General features: G+C 51.3%; 17 protein-coding genes, 1 tRNA gene, 3 rRNA genes and 1 other annotated feature. Of the genes, 10 read left to right on the top strand and 11 right to left on the bottom strand.

Features of this window, described 5'->3' with window-relative positions:
- Positions 1-119: 119 nt before the first annotated feature.
- The 4 genes from HV334_RS06220 to HV334_RS06235 all read right to left on the bottom strand — a co-directional run bounded on the left by HV334_RS06220 (position 120) and on the right by HV334_RS06235 (position 2,883).
- Positions 120-602: an OmpA family protein gene (locus HV334_RS06220; protein ID WP_016154071.1), complete on the bottom strand. Its 483-nt coding sequence runs from the start codon at positions 600-602 to the stop codon at positions 120-122.
- Positions 603-612: 10 nt separating this feature from the next.
- Positions 613-1,839, bottom strand: coding sequence for a diguanylate cyclase DgcN (gene dgcN / locus HV334_RS06225; RefSeq protein ID WP_181221292.1), 1,227 nt, complete (start codon positions 1,837-1,839; stop codon positions 613-615).
- Positions 1,832-2,350, bottom strand: a complete 519-nt coding sequence (locus tag HV334_RS06230; RefSeq protein ID WP_016157185.1) for a YfiR family protein — start codon at positions 2,348-2,350, stop codon at positions 1,832-1,834. The genes dgcN and HV334_RS06230 overlap by 8 nt, the downstream gene beginning before the upstream one ends.
- A 158-nt stretch (positions 2,351-2,508) precedes the next feature.
- Positions 2,509-2,883, bottom strand: coding sequence for a DUF2799 domain-containing protein (locus tag HV334_RS06235; RefSeq protein ID WP_016157184.1), 375 nt, complete (start codon positions 2,881-2,883; stop codon positions 2,509-2,511).
- Positions 2,884-3,098: 215 nt separating this feature from the next.
- Between HV334_RS06235 and aroF the strand changes: the two genes are divergently transcribed.
- Both aroF and tyrA read left to right on the top strand, forming a co-directional pair.
- On the top strand, positions 3,099-4,169 hold the full coding sequence (gene aroF / locus HV334_RS06240) for a 3-deoxy-7-phosphoheptulonate synthase AroF (protein WP_016154067.1): 1,071 nt from the start codon (positions 3,099-3,101) through the stop codon (positions 4,167-4,169).
- Between the two features lie 10 nt (positions 4,170-4,179).
- Complete coding sequence (tyrA, locus tag HV334_RS06245) at positions 4,180-5,301, top strand: bifunctional chorismate mutase/prephenate dehydrogenase (RefSeq protein WP_049282582.1); 1,122 nt, start codon at positions 4,180-4,182, stop codon at positions 5,299-5,301.
- Between the two features lie 101 nt (positions 5,302-5,402).
- On the opposite strand, the gene pheA is transcribed toward tyrA, so the two are convergent.
- The 4 genes from pheA to bamD form a co-directional block, all read right to left on the bottom strand.
- Positions 5,403-6,563, bottom strand: a complete 1,161-nt coding sequence (pheA, locus tag HV334_RS06250; protein WP_103766807.1) for a bifunctional chorismate mutase/prephenate dehydratase — start codon at positions 6,561-6,563, stop codon at positions 5,403-5,405.
- A 30-nt stretch (positions 6,564-6,593) separates the two neighbouring features.
- Positions 6,594-6,719: a sequence feature (Phe leader region), on the bottom strand.
- Entirely contained in the window at positions 6,671-6,718 is a 48-nt protein-coding gene (pheL, locus tag HV334_RS06255) for a pheA operon leader peptide PheL (RefSeq protein WP_100250063.1), read from the bottom strand. (Overlaps the previous feature by 48 nt.)
- 102 nt (positions 6,720-6,821) lie before the next feature.
- Positions 6,822-7,160 carry a ribosome-associated translation inhibitor RaiA gene (gene raiA / locus HV334_RS06260; RefSeq protein WP_003031244.1) on the bottom strand — a complete coding sequence of 113 codons (339 nt, stop codon included), beginning with the start codon at positions 7,158-7,160 and terminating at the stop codon, positions 6,822-6,824.
- 268 nt (positions 7,161-7,428) lie between these two features.
- Positions 7,429-8,166, bottom strand: coding sequence for an outer membrane protein assembly factor BamD (gene bamD / locus HV334_RS06265; protein WP_016154064.1), 738 nt, complete (start codon positions 8,164-8,166; stop codon positions 7,429-7,431).
- A gap of 131 nt (positions 8,167-8,297) precedes the next feature.
- Between bamD and rluD the strand changes: the two genes are divergently transcribed.
- The 8 genes from rluD (at position 8,298) to HV334_RS06305 (ending at position 19,920) form a co-directional block, all read left to right on the top strand.
- Positions 8,298-9,278, top strand: a complete 981-nt coding sequence (gene rluD, locus HV334_RS06270) for a 23S rRNA pseudouridine(1911/1915/1917) synthase RluD (RefSeq protein ID WP_016154063.1) — start codon at positions 8,298-8,300, stop codon at positions 9,276-9,278.
- Positions 9,275-10,006, top strand: coding sequence for a purine nucleoside phosphorylase YfiH (gene yfiH, locus HV334_RS06275; protein WP_047499528.1), 732 nt, complete (start codon positions 9,275-9,277; stop codon positions 10,004-10,006). The genes rluD and yfiH overlap by 4 nt, the downstream gene beginning before the upstream one ends.
- 129 nt (positions 10,007-10,135) lie before the next feature.
- Entirely contained in the window at positions 10,136-12,709 is a 2,574-nt protein-coding gene (gene clpB / locus HV334_RS06280; protein ID WP_047499529.1) for an ATP-dependent chaperone ClpB, read from the top strand.
- Between the two features lie 416 nt (positions 12,710-13,125).
- Positions 13,126-14,667 (top strand): 16S ribosomal RNA (locus tag HV334_RS06285).
- A gap of 85 nt (positions 14,668-14,752) precedes the next feature.
- Positions 14,753-14,828: transfer RNA gene (locus HV334_RS06290), tRNA-Glu, on the top strand.
- A gap of 220 nt (positions 14,829-15,048) precedes the next feature.
- Positions 15,049-17,955: ribosomal RNA gene (locus HV334_RS06295) — 23S ribosomal RNA — on the top strand.
- A gap of 97 nt (positions 17,956-18,052) precedes the next feature.
- Positions 18,053-18,168 (top strand): 5S ribosomal RNA (gene rrf / locus HV334_RS06300).
- The 16S, 23S and 5S rRNA genes sit together here with 1 tRNA gene alongside, the layout of an rRNA operon.
- A gap of 453 nt (positions 18,169-18,621) precedes the next feature.
- Positions 18,622-19,920: an MFS transporter gene (locus HV334_RS06305; protein WP_181221293.1), complete on the top strand. Its 1,299-nt coding sequence runs from the start codon at positions 18,622-18,624 to the stop codon at positions 19,918-19,920.
- Here the strand turns inward: HV334_RS06305 and HV334_RS06310 are convergent.
- From HV334_RS06310 to pat, 3 genes are all read right to left on the bottom strand, one after another.
- Positions 19,917-20,240, bottom strand: a complete 324-nt coding sequence (locus tag HV334_RS06310; protein ID WP_016157180.1) for a YfiM family lipoprotein — start codon at positions 20,238-20,240, stop codon at positions 19,917-19,919. The two genes, HV334_RS06305 and HV334_RS06310, sit on opposite strands and share 4 nt — an antisense overlap.
- 44 nt (positions 20,241-20,284) lie before the next feature.
- A complete protein-coding gene (gene pssA / locus HV334_RS06315; protein ID WP_003835350.1) occupies positions 20,285-21,640 on the bottom strand; it encodes a CDP-diacylglycerol--serine O-phosphatidyltransferase in 1,356 nt (451 codons plus the stop codon).
- A 114-nt stretch (positions 21,641-21,754) separates the two neighbouring features.
- Complete coding sequence (gene pat / locus HV334_RS06320) at positions 21,755-24,415, bottom strand: protein lysine acetyltransferase (protein ID WP_181221294.1); 2,661 nt, start codon at positions 24,413-24,415, stop codon at positions 21,755-21,757.
- Between the last annotated feature and the right edge of the window lie 6 nt (positions 24,416-24,421).

Consider the following 24,421-nt stretch of genomic DNA (forward strand, 5'->3'; position numbering starts at 1 on the left):
CAAGCGACATCCTGTTAGAAAAGGGCTGGCCGAAAGGCTGGCCCTTTTTTTATTCCGACCTTATTCTTTTGTTTTATTGCTATTGGATGGCTGCGCGGCGCGCAGCCAGTTGAGGACTTTTACGGCGTAGCGATCACGACTGCAACCCGGCGGTTTTCAGCACGACCTTTTGACGTCTGATTACTGGCGATCGGGTATTTCTTCCCGAGTCCCTGCGTTGTCAGATTAGTGCGGGGAATGTTGGCGCCCTGTGCCCACGCATCGGCAACCACATTCGCGCGTTTGAGCGACAGCGCTTCGTTGTAGCTGTCTTCGCCGTAGTTATCGGTATGACCATCCATACGCGCATGGTTTAACCCGGTAGCTGCCAGTTTGGATGCCATTTCCTGGATCTGCTTTTCACTTTCAGGGCGGAGCTTATAGTCGTTTTTATCAAACAGGATGTTGTCAGACAGACCAAGAGACCAGTCTCCGGAAGCTTCGGTAAATCCGTACGATTTCATGGCTGCAATTTGCTCCGGGGTAAATTTTCCCTGAGGTGCCTGACAGCCTGCCAAAATCAGTAAAAGCAGAAGAAACGGGGATGATAGACGTTTTAGCATGTGTAAGTCCTTATTTTTTAATAATGCGTTCAGAACGCAAATTTTTGGCCTGATACATATTTTTATCGGCAAGTTCTTGTAATTTCTCGGCAGAGGCATGTTCCCACGTCAGCGCAAAACCAATGCTGAGTGTCATGCTTGCCTGATGACCGTTATGCAGGTCAAAAGGTCGGTTAAACTCGTGTGACAGTGCCGCGCAGATCCGCTGAACTTCGTATTCAGAGTGAACGCTGTACAGCACCATAGCGAACTCATCGCCGCCAAGTCTGTAGGGGTGATGTCGATTACCACCAAACTCGGCTAGCCTGTTTGCAACTTCAATCAGGACCCGATACCCCGCTGCGTGGCCCCAGGTATCATTAATAAATTTAAAATTATCACCATCAAGGAATAACAGTGCGGAGCTGCTGTGGGCGGCATGGTCATTCATCAGGGCGTTAATGCTGCTGCGAAATGCGGCGCGATTCGCCAGGCCGGTCAGCGGATCGTGTAGCGCCGTACGCAAAAGCTGGGCGTTCTTTGCCTGCAGTTTAAGTTGCCACTCCTCCATCTCGTCCAGCAGACTATTAAAGTCCTGGGCAAAAAGGTGAAACTCTTCAATGCGCTCTTCTGAAACGCGTCGTGAAAAGTTACGGTTGGTACGAACATCATGTACCACCTCGGTTATATTTTGCAGGGCTTCCACGACGCCATTATGTAAATAACGAGTGAGCATTAATGCAATGCCAGAGGCCAACAGAATGCACCCGGTAAGGACGGCCAGCGACAAATAGATGAAATGGCTGATAACGCTATCGCGCGCAGTCAATCGTACTTCGCCGATGACGTTGCCATTATGCAAAATAGGTTGAGTGACCGGTTGGGGAAACAGCCAGTGGCTGATAAGTCCGCTGATTTTTTCAGTGGTATCCTGCGCGTTATAGCGCCAGGTGGCGATCACCTTCTGGTTTTTATTACGAACTTCTGCAACGGAAAATTGCCCCTGCTGGCCCAGTGCTGCCAGCGTTTCAGTTGCTGCGACGCCATCAGAAAAAACTAATGCTGCTTCAAGCGTGCGGGTCATAGTTGCTGCGGTCAGATCCAGGTTCTTTTGCGCATACTGTCTCAATGCCAGCACCGAAGAAATGCTGAGCAGCAGCCAGATCAGCGTCATAGTTACCAGAACGCTGATTATGCTGATACGCCGTAATGTCCGCTTAAACGTCGGGCGTGTTATGGGAGAATGGCCCTTATCCATGCTTCTGATTCCGTGCAAGCATTAATACGTCCGGACTGACCCTTACGCCACTGCGTGAAAGGGAATCCATATTTACGGAAAATCTCACATCTTCATCTTTAATTATGAGGCAAAAGGCGCTGCCAATAACGCATTCGGGGTTCTGTTCGGCAATTAATAGCAATGCCTTAGACGGATATTTATTCTTTAATTCCACCTGATAAGTAGGGGATTCTTTTCCAAAATAAAAGCCATCACACTGCGAAACTAATATTTCTTGTTCCGTACGAATGATGACGGGAAGATAGGGTAATGCTCCGGCACTGGTATCTCCCAGGACACTGGAAAAACGCGATGAAGAGAAAATACACAGTTTGGGAGGCCCGGACAGTGCAGGCCAGCGCGTATAACTGACGATGCCGGAAACCATAGCGCGTACAGATTTTGCTTCTTCCGTAACGCTTTGGGCGTACAGCGGTAATCCGGTCAGGAGCAGTGCCAGTAGAAGTATGAGTCGGTAAGAATAGCTCATGAATAGTTACCTACCAGCGTTTGCCGTAAAACGTCGAAATACATTCAAGATTATTTAGGACAAAATAACATTATTTTCCTAAGCCGTCATTATGCCAGGTGGAAAGCTATTAGTGATTTAAGTTAAATCTTAGTAATTTATAAAATATAAGCTATTGTTTAATTTAATCTTATTGAGGTGGCACCTTCGTTTGCTCCTTTTTGCCAGGCACTGTGTAACTGGTCAATATTTTCGACCGTATCACAACTTGGGGGAAAGGTTTTCCCGGTCAAACCTCTGGCGTAAACAAAATCCGGCTGGCAGATTTTACGTTGTCCCTCGGCATAACCCTTAAGATATTCCGTACGATCGACTTCGGGGTCATTGTAGTTGTCGGCAAGAGTTTCATTATCTTTAACGGCATACCCCGAAATGGCATCTTGTATTCCGGCGTCGTACCAGGCGGTTCCCGTCCATGTGGGGGCGTGGGTATAAGGATCTATCTGACATCCGCTAAGAAGTAATAGAAATAGGGTGCTGATGAGTTGCTTCATTGCCTGTACTCCCTCGTTTTTTTAAGCATAGTGGATCTCAATATCGGATGATGTAAATTTTAATGTACACAATGGAGGGCGTGTTTTGTCATTAAATTGCATGCTGTAAATTAAAATTTACGGTTTGTGGATTGAAATCTTTACCTGTTGTGTTATCGTTATCACCTCCTCGCTGAGGATCAACTATCGCAAACGAGCTAAACAGGATCACCATCATGCAAAAAGACGCGCTGAACAACGTACATATTACCGACGAACAGGTTCTGATGACTCCGGAGCAGCTGAAAGCTGAATTCCCGCTGAGCCAGGCGCAAGAAGCGCAAATCTCCCAGTCACGCAAAACCATTTCAGATATTATCTCTGGTCGCGATCCGCGCCTGCTGGTGGTATGTGGCCCGTGTTCCATTCACGATCCTGAAATGGCTATTGAGTACGCTCGTCGGTTTAAAGCCCTTGCCGCAGAGGTCAGCGATAGCCTCTACCTGGTGATGCGCGTCTATTTTGAAAAACCCCGTACCACCGTCGGCTGGAAAGGGTTAATTAACGATCCTCATATGGATGGCTCTTTTGATGTTGAAGCCGGCCTGAAAATTGCGCGTCAGCTGCTGCTTGAACTGGTGAATATGGGACTACCGCTGGCAACTGAAGCGCTGGATCCCAATAGCCCGCAATACCTGGGCGATCTGTTTAGCTGGTCTGCAATCGGTGCGCGTACCACGGAATCGCAGACTCACCGCGAAATGGCTTCCGGTCTTTCGATGCCGGTCGGCTTTAAGAACGGTACTGACGGTAGCCTGGCGACCGCCATTAACGCGATGCGCGCGGCGGCACAGTCGCACCGCTTTGTTGGTATTAACCAGGCCGGACAGGTTGCACTGCTGCAAACTCAGGGTAACCCGGACGGTCACGTGATCCTGCGCGGTGGTAAAGCGCCGAACTACAGCCCGGCAGATGTCGCCCAGTGCGAAAAAGAGATGGAGCAGGCGGGACTACGACCTTCTCTGATGGTAGATTGCAGTCATGGTAACTCCAATAAAGATTACCGCCGCCAGCCTGCCGTGGCTGAATCCGTGATTGCACAAATCAAAGATGGCAATCGCTCGATCATTGGCTTGATGATTGAAAGTAATATTCACGAAGGCAACCAGTCTTCTGAACAGCCGCGTAGCGAAATGAAATACGGCGTGTCTGTAACTGATGCCTGCATTAGCTGGGAAATGACGGATGCGCTACTGCGTGAAATTAGCCAGGATTTAAACGGCCAGCTGTCGGCGCGTGTAGCATAAGAGGTTGGTTATGGTTGCTGAATTGACCGCATTACGCGATCAAATTGATGAAGTCGACAAGGCGCTGCTGGGTTTACTGGCACGTCGCCTGGAGCTGGTGGCCGAAGTCGGTGAAGTAAAAAGCCGCTTTGGGCTGCCTATCTACGTGCCGGAACGGGAAGCCTCTATGCTGGCCTCCCGCCGGACGGAAGCGGAAGCCCTTGGCGTGCCGCCGGACCTGATTGAAGATGTGCTGCGCCGGGTTATGCGCGAGTCTTACTCCAGTGAGAACGACAAAGGATTTAAAACGCTTTGTCCTTCTCTGCGACCGGTGGTGATTGTCGGCGGCGGCGGTCAGATGGGACGTCTGTTCGAAAAAATGCTCACCCTGTCAGGTTATCAGGTACGGATCCTGGAACAGCAGGACTGGGATCGTGCGCCGGAGATCGTCTCTGATGCTGGCATGGTGATCGTCAGCGTGCCGATCCACGTCACTGAGCAGGTGATCGCCAAATTACCGCGTCTGCCGTCCGACTGCATCCTGGTGGATCTGGCTTCGGTGAAAAATGGTCCTTTGCAGGCGATGCTGGCGGCGCACGACGGCCCGGTGGTGGGATTACACCCCATGTTTGGCCCGGACAGCGGCAGTCTGGCAAAGCAGGTTGTCGTCTGGTGTGACGGACGTCAGCCGGAAGCTTATCAGTGGTTTCTGGAACAGATTCAGGTGTGGGGGGCGAGACTGCATCGGATCAGTGCTGTTGAACACGACCAGAACATGGCATTTATTCAGGCATTGCGTCACTTTGCGACCTTTGCTTACGGTCTGCATTTAGCGGAAGAGAATGTTCAACTGGAGCAGTTACTGGCACTCTCTTCGCCGATTTATCGCCTTGAACTGGCGATGGTCGGACGTCTGTTTGCCCAGGATCCGCAGCTCTATGCCGATATCATTATGTCGTCTGAGAGTAACCTTGCGCTGATCAAACGCTACTACCAACGTTTTGGTGAGGCGATCGGTTTACTGGAGCAGGGCGATAAGCAAGCGTTCATCGACAGCTTCCGTAAGGTGGAGCACTGGTTTGGTGATTATGCGAAACGCTTCCAGAACGAAAGCCGTACTTTGTTGCGCCAGGCCAACGATAGTCGCCAATAAATACGATGCTTGATGGCAACGCTGATGCGTTGTATCAGTCATACAAGGATCGGCTAAATAGAATGCCGGATAAGCGTAGCGCCATCCGGCATTGTCAAACGTTAGCCTGGATTGACCGGCACCACATTCTCACTTGGATAGCAGCCAAGTACTTTCATCGAGCGCGTAATCTCACCTAACTCCTTCAATGCTTTTTGCATCTGGGGTGATTCCAGGTTGGCCTGGATATCAAGATAAAACATTTCTTCCCACGGATTGCCGTGAATCGGGCGTGACTCCAGTTTAGTCATAATCAGATTATGGTTGCGCAGTACCAGCAGAGCTTCTACCAGCGCACCGGCTTGTTGTCCTGTCGCCATCAGCAACGTGGTTTTTGCTGGCACCTGATCGGAAACATTGATTGCCTTGCGCGCCAGTACCACGAAGCGGGTGATGTTTTGCGTCTGATTAGCTTCGATATGCTCAAGAACCTGCAAACCGTATAGTACGCCTCCGGCTTCGCTCCCCAGAGCTGCCACGCGCGGTGAGTTAGCCTGCGCAACTTTTTCCATCGCCGCCGAGGTGCTTTCGGTGTACTCAATCTTCCAGTGCGGGTAACGACTCAGGAATTTGCTGCACTGCTGGAATGGCTGCGGATGGCTATATACCGTTTCAATGGTCTCGAGATCTGTCGTGCCGGACACCAGTAGGCAGTGGTCAATCGTGATAGTCATCTCGCCAACGATAGACAGGCTGGTGTGCTGTAGCAGGTCGTAAACGTCGTTAATCCCACCGGAACTGGTGTTTTCAATCGGAACCACTGCGTAGTCAGCTTGTCCGGTTTCGACCTGATTAAAGATATCGGCAAATTTCGCGCAGCCGCTTTCTATAAATTGTTCAAAATGGCGGGCAGCATACTGACGTGCGGCAAGATGAGAATATGACCCTTTTGGCCCGAGGAAAGCAACGCGTGCTGAGTGCGGGTTAATTTTGTTCAGATGCTGCTGGAGCAGTGCCTGCTGAGTCAGGACGGAGTCTTCGATTATGAGCTGGAACAGGCGAGTGATGTAGTGAGCATCAAGATGATGTGCTTTGCCAAGCTGAATCAGTCGGTCCAACAGATCGCGCTCACGGTCGATATCACGAACTGGACGATGCGAAAGCAGCTTAGCTTTGCCAACTTCTACGGCCAGTCCACGTCGCTCAGCCAGCAGGGCCAGTAATTTTTCATCCAGCGTGCTGATCTTATCGCGCAGCGCCAGCAATGGGTTATCCGATGTCATAGTGTTGCCTTTCTTGTTATCAATTTATCAATAAAAAAGGCCCCCCGTTGTGGGAGGCCTTATTGTTCGTCTTCGCATTCTTTATCACACGACGAAACGCCTCCCATTCAGGGGAAGGTAAAAAAGAATGCGAAGAAGAACGGGACAAGTTTCATGTAATTTTCCTTTGGCTACGTCAGTAAAGTACCCGTACTGTTTTCACCCTGTCAACAAAAAACGCGCCCGGAGGCGCGTTGGCGATACACTCAATGTAAGGGACTATTCTTCTTCTGCTTCGACGAAGTTGGCGTCTTTGACTGAAGTTGTTGCACGACGGGCTTCGCCTTTGTGCTGCACTTTATTGAGCTGCCGTTCCAGCTTGTTGATCAAATCGTTAATTGCGGTGTACATATCCTCGTGTTTTGCGCTGGCGACCAGATGTCCGTTCGGTGTATTGATGGTGGCATCAGCAATGAAACCCTGCGGCTCCTTAGACAGAATGATATGTGGATTAATCAGATGAGTTTGCCATTTTTCGAGTTTGGCGAGACGGTCTGCGACATGCTGGCGAATTGCCGGAGTAATTTCCATTTGTTTACTGGTAATGTTCATTGTCATAAATTTTACCTCTTGTCTTTCCCGTCTTGGTGATTCCAGCATACCGTTCCTAATGTCAAAATGTGTGATATTAATCACATTTTTTTGTCGCTTTTTGTCAAGAAAACCTTTTTGTGAGGCACCGCAGGAACAAGCGATTTTTTACTTGAGGAATACCTGAAAGCAGGCCATATTTGATGAGATGCGTTGCAGCTAAACCGCTTCAGTTGTGGTGTTTACGGATAAAAAAACGGCAGCCTTTGGGCTGCCGTTTGCATTCTGAGATAAATCAGGTATTGCTGCTGTTGGCGGCAATGATTTTCGCTACTTTTTCTGCCTGCGCATTCATCTGCATCTGGCGATAAGCATTTTCCATCAACGGCAGGGCATTGCGTGTTGCCTGGGTATCCGGGAAGTCGCGCAGCATGCCTTCCACACGGTTTACCACGGCAACCCATGCACCGCGGGCAGTGTAGTATTCCACAACGGAATATTCATACTTCGCCAGACGGTCTTTCAGGAATACCAGACGTTTGGTGGCGTCAGTGGTGTACTGGCTGTTCGGATAGCCACGTACCAGTTTGGAAAAGTCATTAAACGCAGCTCGGGCATGTTGCGGATCGCGATCGCTGCGATCAACACCAAAGAATCCTTGCAGTGCGCTATCATCCAGCGCCATATTGGTCAGGCCACGCATATACATGACATAATCAATGTTAGGGTGTGTCGGGTTAAGACGAATAAAACGATCGATGGCAGCCTGAGCAAGTGGCAGATCGGCGTTTTTGTAGTAGGCGTAGATGAGATCTAATTGCACCTGCTGAGAATACGGTCCAAATGGATAACGGTTATCCAACGCTTCTAATTGCGTTATTGCCTGTTTCCAGTTACCGTCCTGCAGCTTTTGCTGAGCAGTCGCGTAGATTTCATTTGGCGGATTATCGGGCACCTCTTCCTTTGAACCAGAGCAACCCGCCAAAAACAGGCTCAACGTGGCTGCTGCCACCAGATATTTCATGCGCGTCATGACGTTTTGACTTTCCTCAAAATGTTTTACGGGAGATTCTCTGTTCCTGCTCCCGGTTAAGACCAGCTACAATAGCACACTATATTAAACGGCAAAGCCGTAAAACCCAACGTTAAACGAAGAAGCAGTTTATGGCACAACGAGTAGAACTCACCGCAACAGTCTCCGAAAATCAGCTCGGTCAACGCTTAGATCAGGCTTTGGCCGAATTGTTCCCTGATTATTCGCGATCGCGCATAAAAGAATGGATCCTTGACCAGCGCGTACTGGTAAATGGCAATCTTTGCGATAAACCGAAAGAAAAAGTGTTGGGTGGAGAGCGCGTCTCCATCACTGCAGAAATTGATGAAGAGGTTCGTTTTGAACCTCAGGATATCCCACTGGATATCGTTTATGAAGATGACGATATTCTTGTCATCAACAAACCCCGTGATCTCGTAGTGCATCCGGGTGCCGGTAATCCTGATGGCACGGTATTGAATGCATTACTGCATTACTACCCGCCAATCGCGGATGTTCCACGTGCTGGTATCGTGCACCGTCTGGATAAGGACACGACCGGATTAATGGTGGTGGCAAAAACCGTTCCGGCGCAAACGCGTCTGGTGGAGTCGCTGCAGCTGCGTGAAATTACCCGTGAGTACGAAGCCGTGGCGATTGGTCATATGACGGCAGGCGGAACCGTTGAGGAACCGATTAGCCGCCACCCGACCAAGCGTACGCACATGGCGGTACACCCGATGGGGAAACCGGCGGTGACGCACTATCGCATTATGGAACACTTCCGTGTGCACACGCGTCTGCGGCTGCGTCTGGAAACCGGACGTACGCACCAGATCCGCGTGCACATGGCGCATATCACCCATCCGCTGGTGGGCGATCAGGTCTACGGCGGTCGTCCGCGTCCACCGAAAGGCGCTTCTGACGAATTTATCTCCGTTCTGCGTAAGTTCGATCGTCAGGCGCTGCACGCGACTATGCTGCGTTTATATCACCCAATTTCAGGTATCGAAATGGAATGGCATGCACCGATTCCACAAGATATGGTGCAATTGATTGAAGTGATGCGCGCTGATTTCGAAGAACATAAGGATGATATTGCCTGGCTATGAGTAAGCTAATTGTCCCGCAGTGGCCGATACCGCAAGGTGTTGTGGCGTGTAGTTCTACCCGTATTGGCGGTGTTAGCATGCCGCCTTATGATTCGCTGAATCTGGGCGCCCATTGCGGCGACAACCCGGAGCATGTTGAAGAGAACCGCAAGCGGCTGTTTGCTGCGGGCAATCTGCCGTCAAAGCCAGTCTGGCTGGAGCAGGTCCATGGTAAGGATGTCCTGAAACTGACCGGCGAGCCTTACGCCTCCAAACGTGCGGATGCTTCTTACAGCAACACGCCGGGCACCGTGTGTGCAGTGATGACGGCCGACTGTCTGCCGGTGCTGTTTTGCAATCGCGCAGGAACGGAAGTCGCGGCGGCACATGCGGGTTGGCGCGGATTATGCGCCGGCGTGCTGGAAGAGACGGTGGCGTGTTTTGCCGACAAACCTGAAAACATTATTGCCTGGCTAGGCCCGGCGATTGGCCCGAACGCGTTTGAAGTGGGAGCAGAAGTTCGCGCAGCGTTCATGGCGAAAGATCCGCAAGCGGACCTCGCATTTGTACCGCATGGTGATAAATATCTGGCGAATATTTACCAGCTTGCGCGTCAGCGTCTGGCAAATATCGGAGTAGAGAACATCCACGGTGGCGACCGTTGCACCTTCAGCGAAAGTGAGACGTTCTTCTCTTATCGTCGCGACAATACCACGGGTCGTATGGCAAGTTTTATTTGGCTGATATAACCTAAAGAATCAAGACGATCCGGTACGTGTAATTTTCTTTTCACATAATTCAGGTCATTCACCTTGAATAATTGAGGGATGACCTCATTTAATCTCCAGTAGCAATTTTGACCTGTTATGGGAGGAGTTATGCGTCTGGATCGTCTTACTAATAAATTCCAGCTTGCTCTTGCCGATGCCCAGTCACTCGCATTGGGGCACGACAATCAATTCATCGAACCACTTCATCTAATGAGCGCCTTGCTGAATCAGGAAGGGGGATCGGTACGTCCTTTATTAACGTCTGCTGGCATTAATGCTGGCCAGTTACGTACAGCCATTGACCAGGCGTTGAGCCGGTTGCCGCAGGTAGAAGGTACCGGCGGTGATGTGCAGCCTTCTCAGGATCTGGTGCGTGTACTGAATCTTTGCGACAAGCTGGCGCAAAAACGTGGGGACAACTTTATTTCGTCAGAACTGTTCGTACTGGCGGCGCTTGAGTCACGCGGTACGCTGACCGATTTACTAAAATCAGCAGGTGCGACGACTGCGAATATCACTCAGGCAATTGAACAAATGCGTGGAGGTGAAAGCGTGAATGACCAGGGGGCTGAAGACCAACGTCAGGCCTTGAAAAAATATACCGTCGACCTGACCGAACGTGCCGAGCAGGGCAAACTCGATCCGGTTATCGGGCGTGATGAAGAAATTCGCCGTACCATTCAGGTACTGCAGCGTCGTACTAAAAATAACCCGGTGTTAATCGGCGAACCAGGTGTTGGTAAAACGGCCATCGTTGAAGGGCTGGCCCAACGAATTATCAATGGTGAAGTGCCGGAAGGCTTAAAAGGTCGCCGTGTGCTGGCGCTGGATATGGGTGCGCTGGTGGCTGGGGCCAAATATCGTGGTGAGTTTGAAGAACGCTTAAAAGGCGTGCTGAACGATCTCTCGAAACAGGAAGGCAATGTCATCCTGTTTATTGATGAGTTGCATACCATGGTTGGGGCGGGTAAAGCCGATGGCGCAATGGACGCCGGGAACATGCTGAAACCTGCGCTGGCACGCGGGGAACTGCACTGTGTAGGCGCAACAACGCTTGATGAATATCGCCAGTACATCGAAAAAGATGCGGCACTGGAACGTCGTTTCCAGAAAGTATTTGTAGCCGAACCTTCAGTAGAAGACACCATCGCGATTCTGCGTGGCCTGAAAGAACGTTATGAGCTGCACCACCATGTGCAGATCACTGACCCGGCGATTGTTGCGGCAGCTACGCTGTCTCATCGCTATATTGCCGATCGTCAGTTGCCGGACAAAGCTATCGACCTTATCGATGAGGCGGCATCCAGCATTCGTATGCAGATTGACTCCAAGCCGGAGGAACTCGACAGACTCGACCGCCGTATTATCCAGCTCAAACTGGAGCAGCAGGCATTAATGAAAGAGTCTGATGAGGCGAGTAAAAAACGTCTCGAGATGCTCAACGAAGAGCTGGACGATAAAGAGCGCCAGTATTCTGAATTAGAAGAAGAGTGGAAAGCTGAAAAAGCATCCCTTTCGGGAACGCAAACTATCAAGGCTGAGCTGGAGCAGGCGAAAATCGCCATCGAACAGGCGCGTCGTGTCGGCGACCTGGCGCGGATGTCTGAACTGCAGTACGGCAAAATTCCTGAACTGGAAAAACAGCTGGAAGCAGCCACCCAGTCTGAAGGAAAAACCATGCGTCTGCTGCGTAATAAAGTCACGGATGCAGAAATTGCAGAAGTGCTGGCGCGCTGGACCGGGATCCCGGTTGCTCGCATGCTGGAAGGCGAACGGGAAAAACTGTTGCGTATGGAGCAGCAGTTGCACAGCCGCGTGATTGGCCAGAACGAAGCGGTGGAAGCCGTTTCTAACGCCATCCGTCGTAGCCGTGCTGGCTTGTCCGATCCGAATCGCCCGATTGGTTCGTTCTTGTTCCTCGGCCCAACCGGTGTCGGTAAAACTGAACTGTGCAAAGCGCTGGCAAACTTTATGTTCGACAGTGATGATGCCATGGTGCGTATCGATATGTCCGAGTTTATGGAGAAACACTCGGTGTCTCGTCTGGTCGGGGCGCCTCCGGGATATGTCGGCTATGAGGAAGGTGGATATCTGACAGAAGCGGTACGTCGCCGTCCTTACTCTGTCATTCTGCTGGATGAAGTGGAGAAAGCGCACCCGGATGTGTTCAATATTCTGTTGCAGGTGCTTGACGATGGTCGTCTGACTGACGGGCAGGGGAGAACGGTCGACTTCCGTAATACGGTTGTCATCATGACCTCGAACCTGGGGTCCGATCTGATTCAGGAACGCTTCGGTGAGCTGGACTACGGCCACATGAAGGATATGGTCCTGGGCGTCGTGAGCCATAATTTCCGCCCGGAATTCATCAACCGTATAGATGAAGTTGTTGTATTCCATCCGTTGGGTGAGCAGCACATTGCTTCTATTGCACAGATCCAACTGCAACGTCTGTATAAACGTCTGGAAGAGCGTGGCTATGAAATCCATATCTCTGACGAGGCGCTTAAACTGCTGAGTGCGAATGGTTACGATCCGGTGTATGGCGCACGTCCACTCAAACGTGCTATCCAGCAACAGATCGAAAACCCGCTGGCGCAGCAAATTCTGTCTGGTGAGCTGATTCCTGGCAAAACGATTCGGCTGGAAGTGAATGACGATCGCATTGTGGCAGTGCAGTAAGTCACAAAATGACAATAAACGAGCCCTGCGGGGCTCGTTTTTGTTTAAAAACAAAGCGAAAAGCAATGTAACGGTTGAAAAGTAGCCGCTTGATAAGTTTTTTGTATTTTTAACTTGTCAGCCTGAAATAACTCCCTATAATGCGCCTCCACTGACACGGAACAACGGATTACAAACCGCCGGGTCAGCGGAGAAAAGCGAAAATAAACGCTTGACTCTCCAGCGGGATGGCGTAATATGCACACCCCGCGCCGCTGAGAAAAAGCGAAGCGGCACTGCTCTTTAACAATTTATCAGACAATCTGTGTGGGCACTCGAAGATACGGATTCTTAACGTCGCAAGACGAAAAATGAATACCAAGTCTCTGAGTGAACACGTAATTCATTACGAAGTTTAATTCACGAGCATCAAACTTAAATTGAAGAGTTTGATCATGGCTCAGATTGAACGCTGGCGGCAGGCCTAACACATGCAAGTCGAACGGTAGCACAGAGGAGCTTGCTCCTTGGGTGACGAGTGGCGGACGGGTGAGTAATGTCTGGGAAACTGCCCGATGGAGGGGGATAACTACTGGAAACGGTAGCTAATACCGCATAACGTCGCAAGACCAAAGAGGGGGACCTTCGGGCCTCTTGCCATCGGATGTGCCCAGATGGGATTAGCTAGTAGGTGGGGTAACGGCTCACCTAGGCGACGATCCCTAGCTGGTCTGAGAGGATGACCAGCCACACTGGAACTGAGACACGGTCCAGACTCCTACGGGAGGCAGCAGTGGGGAATATTGCACAATGGGCGCAAGCCTGATGCAGCCATGCCGCGTGTATGAAGAAGGCCTTCGGGTTGTAAAGTACTTTCAGCGAGGAGGAAGGTGTTGTGGTTAATAACCGCAGCAATTGACGTTACTCGCAGAAGAAGCACCGGCTAACTCCGTGCCAGCAGCCGCGGTAATACGGAGGGTGCAAGCGTTAATCGGAATTACTGGGCGTAAAGCGCACGCAGGCGGTCTGTCAAGTCGGATGTGAAATCCCCGGGCTCAACCTGGGAACTGCATCCGAAACTGGCAGGCTAGAGTCTTGTAGAGGGGGGTAGAATTCCAGGTGTAGCGGTGAAATGCGTAGAGATCTGGAGGAATACCGGTGGCGAAGGCGGCCCCCTGGACAAAGACTGACGCTCAGGTGCGAAAGCGTGGGGAGCAAACAGGATTAGATACCCTGGTAGTCCACGCCGTAAACGATGTCGACTTGGAGGTTGTGCCCTTGAGGCGTGGCTTCCGGAGCTAACGCGTTAAGTCGACCGCCTGGGGAGTACGGCCGCAAGGTTAAAACTCAAATGAATTGACGGGGGCCCGCACAAGCGGTGGAGCATGTGGTTTAATTCGATGCAACGCGAAGAACCTTACCTACTCTTGACATCCAGAGAACTTAGCAGAGATGCTTTGGTGCCTTCGGGAACTCTGAGACAGGTGCTGCATGGCTGTCGTCAGCTCGTGTTGTGAAATGTTGGGTTAAGTCCCGCAACGAGCGCAACCCTTATCCTTTGTTGCCAGCGATTCGGTCGGGAACTCAAAGGAGACTGCCAGTGATAAACTGGAGGAAGGTGGGGATGACGTCAAGTCATCATGGCCCTTACGAGTAGGGCTACACACGTGCTACAATGGCATATACAAAGAGAAGCGACCTCGCGAGAGCAAGCGGACCTCATAAAGTATGTCGTAGTCCGGATTGGAGTCTGCAACTCGACTCCATGAAGTCGGAATCGCTAGTAATCGTGGATCAGAATGCCACGGTGAATACGTTCCCGGGCCTTGTACACACCGCCCGTCACACCATGGGAGTGGGTTGCAAAAGAAGTAGGTAGCTTAACCTTCGGGAGGGCGCTTACCACTTTGTGATTCATGACTGGGGTGAAGTCGTAACAAGGTAACCGTAGGGGAACCTGCGGTTGGATCACCTCCTTACCTTAAAGAACCGACCTTTGTAGTGCTCACACAGATTGTCTGATGAAAAGTAAATAGCAAGGCGTCTTGCGATTGAGACTTCAGTGTCCCCTTCGTCTAGAGGCCCAGGACACCGCCCTTTCACGGCGGTAACAGGGGTTCGAATCCCCTAGGGGACGCCACTTGCTGGTATGTGTGAGTGAAAGTCGCCGACCGAAGTATCTCAAAACAGACTTTCGAGTCTCGTTTGAGATATTTGCTCTTTAAAAATCTGGAACAAGCTGAAAATTGAAACGACACACTGTTTCATTTCTCCGTAAACAAGAAATGAAAAGCGGTGTGTTCGAGTCTCTCAAATTTTCGCAACACTGAAGTGTTTTACGAAACATCTTCGGGTTGTGAGGTTAAGCGACTAAGCGTACACGGTGGATGCCCTGGCAGTCAGAGGCGATGAAGGACGTGCTAATCTGCGATAAGCGTCGGTAAGGTGATATGAACCGTTATAACCGGCGATTTCCGAATGGGGAAACCCAGTGTGATTCGTCACACTATCATTACGTGAATACATAGCGTAATGAAGCGAACCGGGGGAACTGAAACATCTAAGTACCCCGAGGAAAAGAAATCAACCGAGATTCCCCCAGTAGCGGCGAGCGAACGGGGAGCAGCCCAGAGTCTGAATCAGCATGTGTGGTAGTGGAACGGTCTGGAAAGTCCGGCGATACAGGGTGATAGTCCCGTACACAAAAGTGCATGTGTTGTGAACTCGAAGAGTAGGGCGGGACACGTGGTATCCTGTCTGAATATGGGGGGACCATCCTCCAAGGCTAAATACTCCTGACTGACCGATAGTGAACCAGTACCGTGAGGGAAAGGCGAAAAGAACCCCGGCGAGGGGAGTGAAAAAGAACCTGAAACCGTGTACGTACAAGCAGTGGGAGCCTCTTTATGGGGTGACTGCGTACCTTTTGTATAATGGGTCAGCGACTTATATTCTGTAGCAAGGTTAACCGAATAGGGGAGCCGAAGGGAAACCGAGTCTTAACTGGGCGTTAAGTTGCAGGGTATAGACCCGAAACCCGGTGATCTAGCCATGGGCAGGTTGAAGGTTGGGTAACACTAACTGGAGGACCGAACCGACTAATGTTGAAAAATTAGCGGATGACTTGTGGCTGGGGGTGAAAGGCCAATCAAACCGGGAGATAGCTGGTTCTCCCCGAAAGCTATTTAGGTAGCGCCTCGTGAACTCATCTTCGGGGGTAGAGCACTGTTTCGGCTAGGGGGTCATCCCGACTTACCAACCCGATGCAAACTGCGAATACCGAAGAATGTTATCACGGGAGACACACGGCGGGTGCTAACGTCCGTCGTGAAGAGGGAAACAACCCAGACCGCCAGCTAAGGTCCCAAAGTCATGGTTAAGTGGGAAACGATGTGGGAAGGCACAGACAGCCAGGATGTTGGCTTAGAAGCAGCCATCATTTAAAGAAAGCGTAATAGCTCACTGGTCGAGTCGGCCTGCGCGGAAGATGTAACGGGGCTAAACCATGCACCGAAGCTGCGGCAGCGACACTATGTGTTGTTGGGTAGGGGAGCGTTCTGTAAGCCGTTGAAGGTGTGCTGTGAGGCATGCTGGAGGTATCAGAAGTGCGAATGCTGACATAAGTAACGATAATGCGGGTGAAAAACCCGCACGCCGGAAGACCAAGGGTTCCTGTCCAACGTTAATCGGGGCAGGGTGAGTCGACCCCTAAGGCGAGGCCGAAAGGCGTAGTCGATGGGAAACAGGTTAATATTCCTGTACTTGGTGTTACTGCGAAGGGGGGACGGAGAAGGCTATGTTAGCCGGGCGACGGTTGTCCCGGTTTAAGCATGTAGGCGGAGATTCCAGGTAAATCCGGAGTCTTGTTAACGCTGAGGTGTGATGACGAGGCACTACGGTGCTGAAGTAACAAATGCCCTGCTTCCAGGAAAAGCCTCTAAGCATCAGGTAACACAAAATCGTACCCCAAACCGACACAGGTGGTCAGGTAGAGAATACCAAGGCGCTTGAGAGAACTCGGGTGAAGGAACTAGGCAAAATGGTGCCGTAACTTCGGGAGAAGGCACGCTGATATGTAGGTGAAGTGATTTACTCATGGAGCTGAAATCAGTCGAAGATACCAGCTGGCTGCAACTGTTTATTAAAAACACAGCACTGTGCAAACACGAAAGTGGACGTATACGGTGTGACGCCTGCCCGGTGCCGGAAGGTTAATTGATGGGGTTATCCGTAAGGAGAAGCTCTTGATCGAAGCCCCGGTAAACGGCGGCCGTAACTATAACGGTCCTAAGGTAGCGAAATTCCTTGTCGGGTAAGTTCCGACCTGCACGAATGGCGTAATGATGGCCAGGCTGTCTCCACCCGAGACTCAGTGAAATTGAACTCGCTGTGAAGATGCAGTGTACCCGCGGCAAGACGGAAAGACCCCGTGAACCTTTACTATAGCTTGACACTGAACACTGGTCCTTGATGTGTAGGATAGGTGGGAGGCTTTGAAGTGTGGACGCCAGTCTGCATGGAGCCAACCTTGAAATACCACCCTTTAATGGCTGGTGTTCTAACGTAGACCCGTAATCCGGGTTGCGGACAGTGTCTGGTGGGTAGTTTGACTGGGGCGGTCTCCTCCTAAAGAGTAACGGAGGAGCACGAAGGTTAGCTAATCCTGGTCGGACATCAGGAGGTTAGTGCAAAGGCATAAGCTAGCTTGACTGCGAGAGTGACGGCTCGAGCAGGTGCGAAAGCAGGTCTTAGTGATCCGGTGGTTCTGAATGGAAGGGCCATCGCTCAACGGATAAAAGGTACTCCGGGGATAACAGGCTGATACCGCCCAAGAGTTCATATCGACGGCGGTGTTTGGCACCTCGATGTCGGCTCATCACATCCTGGGGCTGAAGTAGGTCCCAAGGGTATGGCTGTTCGCCATTTAAAGTGGTACGCGAGCTGGGTTTAGAACGTCGTGAGACAGTTCGGTCCCTATCTGCCGTGGGCGCTGGAGAATTGAGGGGGGCTGCTCCTAGTACGAGAGGACCGGAGTGGACGCATCACTGGTGTTCGGGTTGTCATGCCAATGGCATTGCCCGGTAGCTAAATGCGGAAGAGATAAGTGCTGAAAGCATCTAAGCACGAAACTTGCCCCGAGATGAGTTCTCCCTGACCCTTTAAGGGTCCTGAAGGAACGTTGAAGACGACGACGTTGATAGGTCGGGTGTGTAAGCGTAGCGATACGTTGAGCTAACCGATACTAATGAACCGTGAGGCTTAACCTTACAACGCCGAAGGTGTTTTGGCGGATGAGACATCGAAATTCAGCTTGATTACAGATTACATCGACAGACCGAGAGGTGTGTTGATAAACAGAATTTGCCTGGCGGCTGTAGCGCGGTGGTCCCACCTGACCCCATGCCGAACTCAGAAGTGAAACGCCGTAGCGCCGATGGTAGTGTGGGGTCTCCCCATGCGAGAGTAGGGAACTGCCAGGCATCAAATAAAAGCGAAAGGCCCGGTCGAAAGACCGGGCCTTTTGTTTTATCTGTGGTCTGTCGGTGAGTGCTCTCCTGAGGAGGACAAATCCGCCGGGAGCGGATTTGAACGTTGCGCAGCAACGGCCCGGAGGGTGGCGGGCAGGACGCCCGCCATAAACTGCCAGGCATCAAATAAGTGAAGAAACCCATCCTGCCGGATGGGCTTTTTTGCGTCTGCAGGGAGTGAAAACTGCCGGATGCAGCGTACCATTTTATCCAACCCATAAAAGCCCACTCTATTTCAAACCGATTTTTCTCTTTCTCGAACATATCTGAATCCTTTCTCTGCTAATGAAAACCGTGATCTTTCTCTCATAATAAATTATAACAATTATATAACATTTATTTCATCAAAAAAGACACAACCACCATTGATAAATTAATGCAATCGTTGGCAGGGGTACAATTCTAATGGCTGATAGCAGTGTAACTGAGAACAGGGCGCTGGCAGACGGCGATACTCGGCGTCGTATATGGGCGATTGTCGGAGCATCATCAGGGAATCTGGTCGAATGGTTTGATTTCTATATCTATTCTTTCTGCTCTCTCTATTTTGCTCATATCTTTTTTCCATCAGGAAACACCACCACGCAACTCTTACAAACAGCCGGAGTTTTTGCTGCAGGCTTTCTGATGCGACCGATTGGCGGCTGGCTGTTTGGTCGCATCGCGGATAAGCACGGGCGTAAAAAGTCGATGCTGCTGTCAGTTTGTATGATGTGTATGGGATCGCTGGTGATCGCTTGTCTTCCGGGATATGAAACCATCGGTACCTGGGCTCCTGCTCTATTGCTGCTGGCTAGGTTATTTCAGGGGCTGTCTGTGGGTGGTGAATACGGGACCAGCGCTACCTATATGAGTGAAGTAGCCGTTGAAGGTAAGAAAGGTTTTTATGCTTCCTTCCAGTACGTGACGTTAATCGGCGGGCAGTTACTGGCACTGCTGGTTGTGGTCATATTACAGCAAACGTTAGAAGACTCAGCGCTAAGATCGTGGGGTTGGCGTATTCCATTTGCGTTGGGCGCCGTACTGGCTATTGTTGCGTTATGGCTGCGTCAACAGTTGGATGAAACCTCGAAACAGGACGTTCGCGCGCTGAAAGAAGCTGGCTCTCTGAAAGGTCTGTGGCGTAATCGCAAAGCCTTCATCATGGTGCTTGGCTTTACCGCTGCTGGCTCGCTGTGTTTTTACACGTTCACAACCTACATGCAGAAGTACCTGGTTAATACCGCCGGTATGCATGCCAACGTAGCCAGTGGGATTATGACGGCGGCACTGTGTGTGTTTATGCTGGTGCAACCGTTGTTCGGTGCCTTGTCAGATAAAATTGGCCGACGTACTTCAATGCTGTGTTTTGGCGCGTTGGCCGCGATTTTCACCGTCCCCATTCTGACAGCGTTACAAAGCGTGACGTCCCCGTATATGGCGTTTGCTCTGGTGATGTGTGCCTTGCTGATTGTGAGTTTCTATACGTCAATCAGCGGTATTCTGAAGGCCGAGATGTTCCCGGCACAGGTGCGCGCTCTGGGGGTTGGATTATCTTATGCGGTGGCCAATGCTCTGTTTGGTGGCTCAGCCGAATATGTTGCGTTATCCCTGAAGTCTGTCGGTATGGAAACAACATTCTTCTGGTACGTTACAGCACTGGCAATAGTCGCATTTTTGGTATCGCTGATGCTGCATGGGAAGGGGAAAGGTCTGCGCCTCTAGTGATGTGCCAGTTGCCAGACCGCATAGCCGGTAGACGCGCCTGCAACATCCCAGGCGAAGTCTTTCCAGCTCCAGCCGCTCCCAGCGGGGCGGCTGTCCCATAGCTCTTTTGACGCGCCCAGGCTGACAGAGAACATCAGGCCGATAGCCGCGCTGCGATCGCGGCTGTTGCCCTGATGTTGAGCATATTCGTTTCCAGCTGCGGAGAGCATAGCGGAGGCGATAAAGTGTTGAGCCTTGTCTTGTCCGCTCCAGCGGTCGTTTGCCATGTGGCTGCAGCCAGAAATGGCCAGGATACTGAAAAGAATAAACAAGCGCACCGTTGCCTCCATAGGAAAAACCCCGTCACTGGACGGGGTCTTGGTTACAGAATACGGCTAATTAATCTGTCGATACGGATACGGCGTAGTCGACGGATGAGCTTACGCACTTTGACTGGATAGTCGGCAATGCTTTGCAGGTCGCGATAGTGCTTAACGACGGTAGTATGCGTGCGAATAAGCTCCAGCTCTTTATCGCGCTGGGGAGTCAGCTCTTGCTTCGGATCGTGGATAAGGATGGCGTTTTCCAGATCCAGACGCCAGGCGCGAGGGTTAAGGTTGTTGCCGGTGAGCAGCATCCATTTATCATCAACCCACATGCCTTTCAGATGATAGGTGTTGTCATCATCTTTCCATAAGCGCACGACCAGTTGGTCGGTATTCACGTAATATTGCAGTCTGCTCAGGAAACGGCGCAGGTTAATTTCATACAGGTAGGGCAGCGCGCCGATGATTTTAAATGGCTCATCTTCTGGAATGAAAAAGTCGTTGGCGGTTTTATCACCGACAATGATCTCGACCTTTTTGCCTTCACGCAGCAGCTGAATGATATTGCGCACCAGTATAGCGGGCAGGTTGAAATAAGGGGTACAGATTGTGAGCTTGTGCTCCGCGCAGGGCATAAGGTGGAAAATTGTCTTATTTAACAGACTGGATTTTCCAAGGCCTACCAGAGGCGTTACCGAAAGCTGTTCATTATCCGCATCACCCTGAAAATGGAATGACGCATCGCGCAGTTCCTGACGGTACAGGCGGATGTCGTTTTTAATTTCCGGGCTTTTAGGGCGATTAATATCATCAAGGCGATTAACGCCGCGACCGTTCATCAGGTTCTGCGTGACCCAATCGAACATGATATCGGCCATTTGAGCATTGCGAATCAACTGATAACGGTCATAGCGATATTTATCATGCTGATGCAGATAAACATCATTCAGGCTGGCCCCGCTATACAGGACGCTGTCATCGATGATAAAGCCTTTAAAATGCAGGACGCCAAGCGCTTCTCGGGTGTTAATCGGAACACCGTAGACAGGAATATCAATACCTGGGTTTTCTTGTGCCATTCGGCAATACCAGTCAGCGTTGGTATTCGATGCTGCAGCACCAATACGTCCGCGCTGGGCTCGGTGCCAGTCGACAAGCACCCGGACATCCAGTTCAGGACGCTGCCGTTTTGCCGCATAGAGCGCGTCGAGTATGCCTTTGCCACCGTCATCCTGTTCCAGGTACAGCGCAATAATGCAGATCCGTCGCGTCGCGCTGGCTATTTTTTCCAGCAGAGTCTCCCTGAAATTAGCGGGAGCATAAAAGAAATCTACATCATCAACTGACTGAGAAATCTTGGGTAGTTGGGCAAGGTGTTGTTGATGTTTATTACGCTTAAATTTTGACAACATCACAGTGCATTTCTTCTCTGTTCATTGAAGGGTCCTCTGTGCTATGCAGACGACATAAGCGGGTAATGATACCACCAGTACCTATTAATGTGGTCAACATTTCCAGTACCTTACTCACGATTCCTCAAATTGGGCCAGATTAAGCGTTAGCCCAACAATTCCCTCTTCGAGTTGGACGTCAACAGCGAACCCGAGTTTCCGGGCCAGGGCGACCATCCCACGATTGTTTGGCATCGTAATACCATTCAAACGTCTAAGTCCGTGATCTCGGGTATATGCAATTAATTTTTCCATCAACCGGCGACCCAGTCCAAGCCCTTTGAGATCTGAACGAACCAGCACGGCGAACTCGGCGTCAATGTTATCAGGATCCGAGATTGCTCGCGTTACGCCGAGGATCTCTTGCTGATTGTTTTTACAGCGTACCGCAACAAAGGCCATTTCCCGATCGTAGTCGATCTGCGTCATATTGGCTAAATCTTCGTGGGTAAATTCGTTGATCTCACTGAAATAGCGATAATAAAGATCTTCTTTTGTTACCTGAGAAATGAACTGCTGCAGATGAGGTTCATCCTCGGGCAAAATAGGGCGGAACAAGCAACGCTCGCCGTTCTTCAACTCCACCCATTCTTCAAGCTGATGGGGGTAGGGACGTATAGCCAGCCTGCTTTCGTTATCGCCCGTGAAAGGGGCAATGTCCAGCGTGACATCCAGCGCGGTAAATTCACCGGCGGAGGCCAACAGCGGATGAATATCCAGACGCTGAATTTCCGGACAATCGACGATCAGATTGGAGACCTGCACCAGAAGCTGACTTAACCCGGCGATATCCAATGGGCGTAATGCGCTGCGAGCGCGGATCTTTTTATTTTTGATCCCCTGGATCACCAGATAACGCGCCAGATTCATGTTCAATGGCGGCAACGCCACCACGGCTTGCTGTTCTGGTCGCCACTCAACTCCGCCTTCACCAAGCATAATCAACGGGCCAAATACCGGGTCATGTTCAACGACGACGCGCAGCTCCTGAGCGCCAGCGCGATTCGCCATACTTTGTACTAATAAACCGTGAATGCGCGCCTGCGGCCAGGCCATTTTTACCCGATCAAAAATCGCATTGGCTGCCTGCTGCACCTCTGTTGCCGTTCGCAGGTAGAGCATTACCCCCTGAACTTCTGATTTATGCGGGATATCAGGAGAACGCAGCTTTAGCGCCACCGGGTAACCGATTTGCTCCGCGATGTGTACGGCTTCAGCGCTGTCGCTGGCGATCCACGTCGGCAGCGTGTGTAAGCCATAGGCTTGTAAAATCGGCTGCACTTCATGGGTATCCAGCGACGTTGCTCCTTCAGCAATCGCCTGCTGTAACAGATTATGCGCCTCGGCGGTATTGGTGGTCAGGTAGTCGGGCAGCGCAGGGGTTTCCCGCAGTTGCTTCTGGTTACGCCGGTACTCCACCATATGCATAAACGCGGTGATGGTGCCTTCTGGCGTGCGGTAGGTAGGTAATCCGGCTTCGCTAAACAGTCTACGGGCTTCCTGGGAGGAAAACTCTCCGCACCAGTTGGTCAGCAACGAGACGAACTTACCGCGGGGATGACGTTTTACCGCTTCGATTAACGCTTGTGCGCTTTCTGTTCCCGGGGCGGCTGCGCTGGGTGAGTGAATCACCATCAGTGCGTCGAAATCCTGGCTGGCGAGCAAGATATCCAGCGTCTTAACGTAGTGTTCGCTGCTGGCGTCGTCACGCAGATCCAGCGGGTTGGCGATATCAATATGTTCAGGTAACGCATCGCGTAATTTCTGGCAGGTATCTTCACTCAGTGTCGCCAACTTGCCATTTTTTGACCACAGCTCATCTAATGCCAGTGCGGCAGGCGCGGCCCCATTGCTGATGATCATCAGCCTGTCGCCGCGCAGCGGACGCATGTGGCTCAGGGTTTCTACCGCAGAGAACAGCTCGTGAGTGTCTTGTACGCGTAATAAACCGGCACGCTGGATAGCCGCGTCCCACGCTGGGTCCATCCCTGCGCTGGTATGCAATAAACGCTGCGCCGCCGGGCTGCGACCACTCTTAATCACCAGAATGGGTTTATTGCGCGAGGCGCTACGGGCGGCGGAGACAAAGCGCCGGGCATCACTTAAATGTTCGAGATATAGCAATATCGCGCTGGTTTTACTGTCGCGCGCCAGGTAATCCAGCAGTTCATCAACGTCGATATCAAGGCTGTCGCCCAGCGCGATAAACCAGGAAAAACCCATGTCGCGCTGCTGCGCCCAGTCCAGAATGGTGTTGGAAATCGCCGCTGACTGGGAAATAAATGCCAACTTACCGCGCTTGATGGGAACGGGGGAAAAGCTGGCGTTAAGCCCCTGCCAGGGCGCGAGAAGCCCCAGGCTGTTGGGGCCTAGCAGACGTATGTTGTAGCGTGCGGCGCAGGCCAACAATTCCTGGTGCTGCGATGCGGGAGCTGAAAGAATAATGCAGGTTTTACAGCCTTTCTCGCCAAGCGCTTCGAGTAATGCCAGGTTGCGGCTGGCATTGGTGCACAACACGGCAAGGTCTGGGCTAAAAGGCAGGCTGTTGATATTGGGCCAGGCCAGGACGCCCAACACCGCTTTCCATGCTGGCGTCACTGGTAAAACAGGTCCATTGAAACCGCCGGCAAGCAGGTTACGCATCATCAGGTAACCTGCGCGATTAGGCTTCATTGACGCCCCAATCACCGCAATGGATTTCGGTCGCAGTAATGCTTCCAGACCACGCTGACTCATATCGGC

Source organism: Citrobacter sp. RHBSTW-00944 (assembly GCF_013615435.1).
Classification (GTDB): domain Bacteria; phylum Pseudomonadota; class Gammaproteobacteria; order Enterobacterales; family Enterobacteriaceae; genus Citrobacter; species Citrobacter braakii.

Excerpts from the sequence above, each read along its gene's own strand:
- rluD (WP_016154063.1), top strand. The coding sequence starts at position 8,298 with ATGGCACAACGAGTAGAACTCACCGCAACAGTCTCCGAAAATCAGCTC.
- HV334_RS06305 (WP_181221293.1), top strand. The coding sequence starts at position 18,622 with ATGGCTGATAGCAGTGTAACTGAGAACAGGGCGCTGGCAGACGGCGAT.
- raiA (WP_003031244.1), bottom strand. The coding sequence starts at position 7,160 with ATGACAATGAACATTACCAGTAAACAAATGGAAATTACTCCGGCAATT.
- yfiH (WP_047499528.1), top strand. The coding sequence starts at position 9,275 with ATGAGTAAGCTAATTGTCCCGCAGTGGCCGATACCGCAAGGTGTTGTG.
- HV334_RS06220 (WP_016154071.1), bottom strand. The coding sequence starts at position 602 with ATGCTAAAACGTCTATCATCCCCGTTTCTTCTGCTTTTACTGATTTTG.
- HV334_RS06230 (WP_016157185.1), bottom strand. The coding sequence starts at position 2,350 with ATGAGCTATTCTTACCGACTCATACTTCTACTGGCACTGCTCCTGACC.
- aroF (WP_016154067.1), top strand. The coding sequence starts at position 3,099 with ATGCAAAAAGACGCGCTGAACAACGTACATATTACCGACGAACAGGTT.
- pat (WP_181221294.1), bottom strand. The coding sequence starts at position 24,415 with ATGAGTCAGCGTGGTCTGGAAGCATTACTGCGACCGAAATCCATTGCG.
- bamD (WP_016154064.1), bottom strand. The coding sequence starts at position 8,166 with ATGACGCGCATGAAATATCTGGTGGCAGCAGCCACGTTGAGCCTGTTT.
- HV334_RS06235 (WP_016157184.1), bottom strand. The coding sequence starts at position 2,883 with ATGAAGCAACTCATCAGCACCCTATTTCTATTACTTCTTAGCGGATGT.
- pheA (WP_103766807.1), bottom strand. The coding sequence starts at position 6,563 with ATGACATCGGATAACCCATTGCTGGCGCTGCGCGATAAGATCAGCACG.
- clpB (WP_047499529.1), top strand. The coding sequence starts at position 10,136 with ATGCGTCTGGATCGTCTTACTAATAAATTCCAGCTTGCTCTTGCCGAT.
- pssA (WP_003835350.1), bottom strand. The coding sequence starts at position 21,640 with ATGTTGTCAAAATTTAAGCGTAATAAACATCAACAACACCTTGCCCAA.
- tyrA (WP_049282582.1), top strand. The coding sequence starts at position 4,180 with ATGGTTGCTGAATTGACCGCATTACGCGATCAAATTGATGAAGTCGAC.
- dgcN (WP_181221292.1), bottom strand. The coding sequence starts at position 1,839 with ATGGATAAGGGCCATTCTCCCATAACACGCCCGACGTTTAAGCGGACA.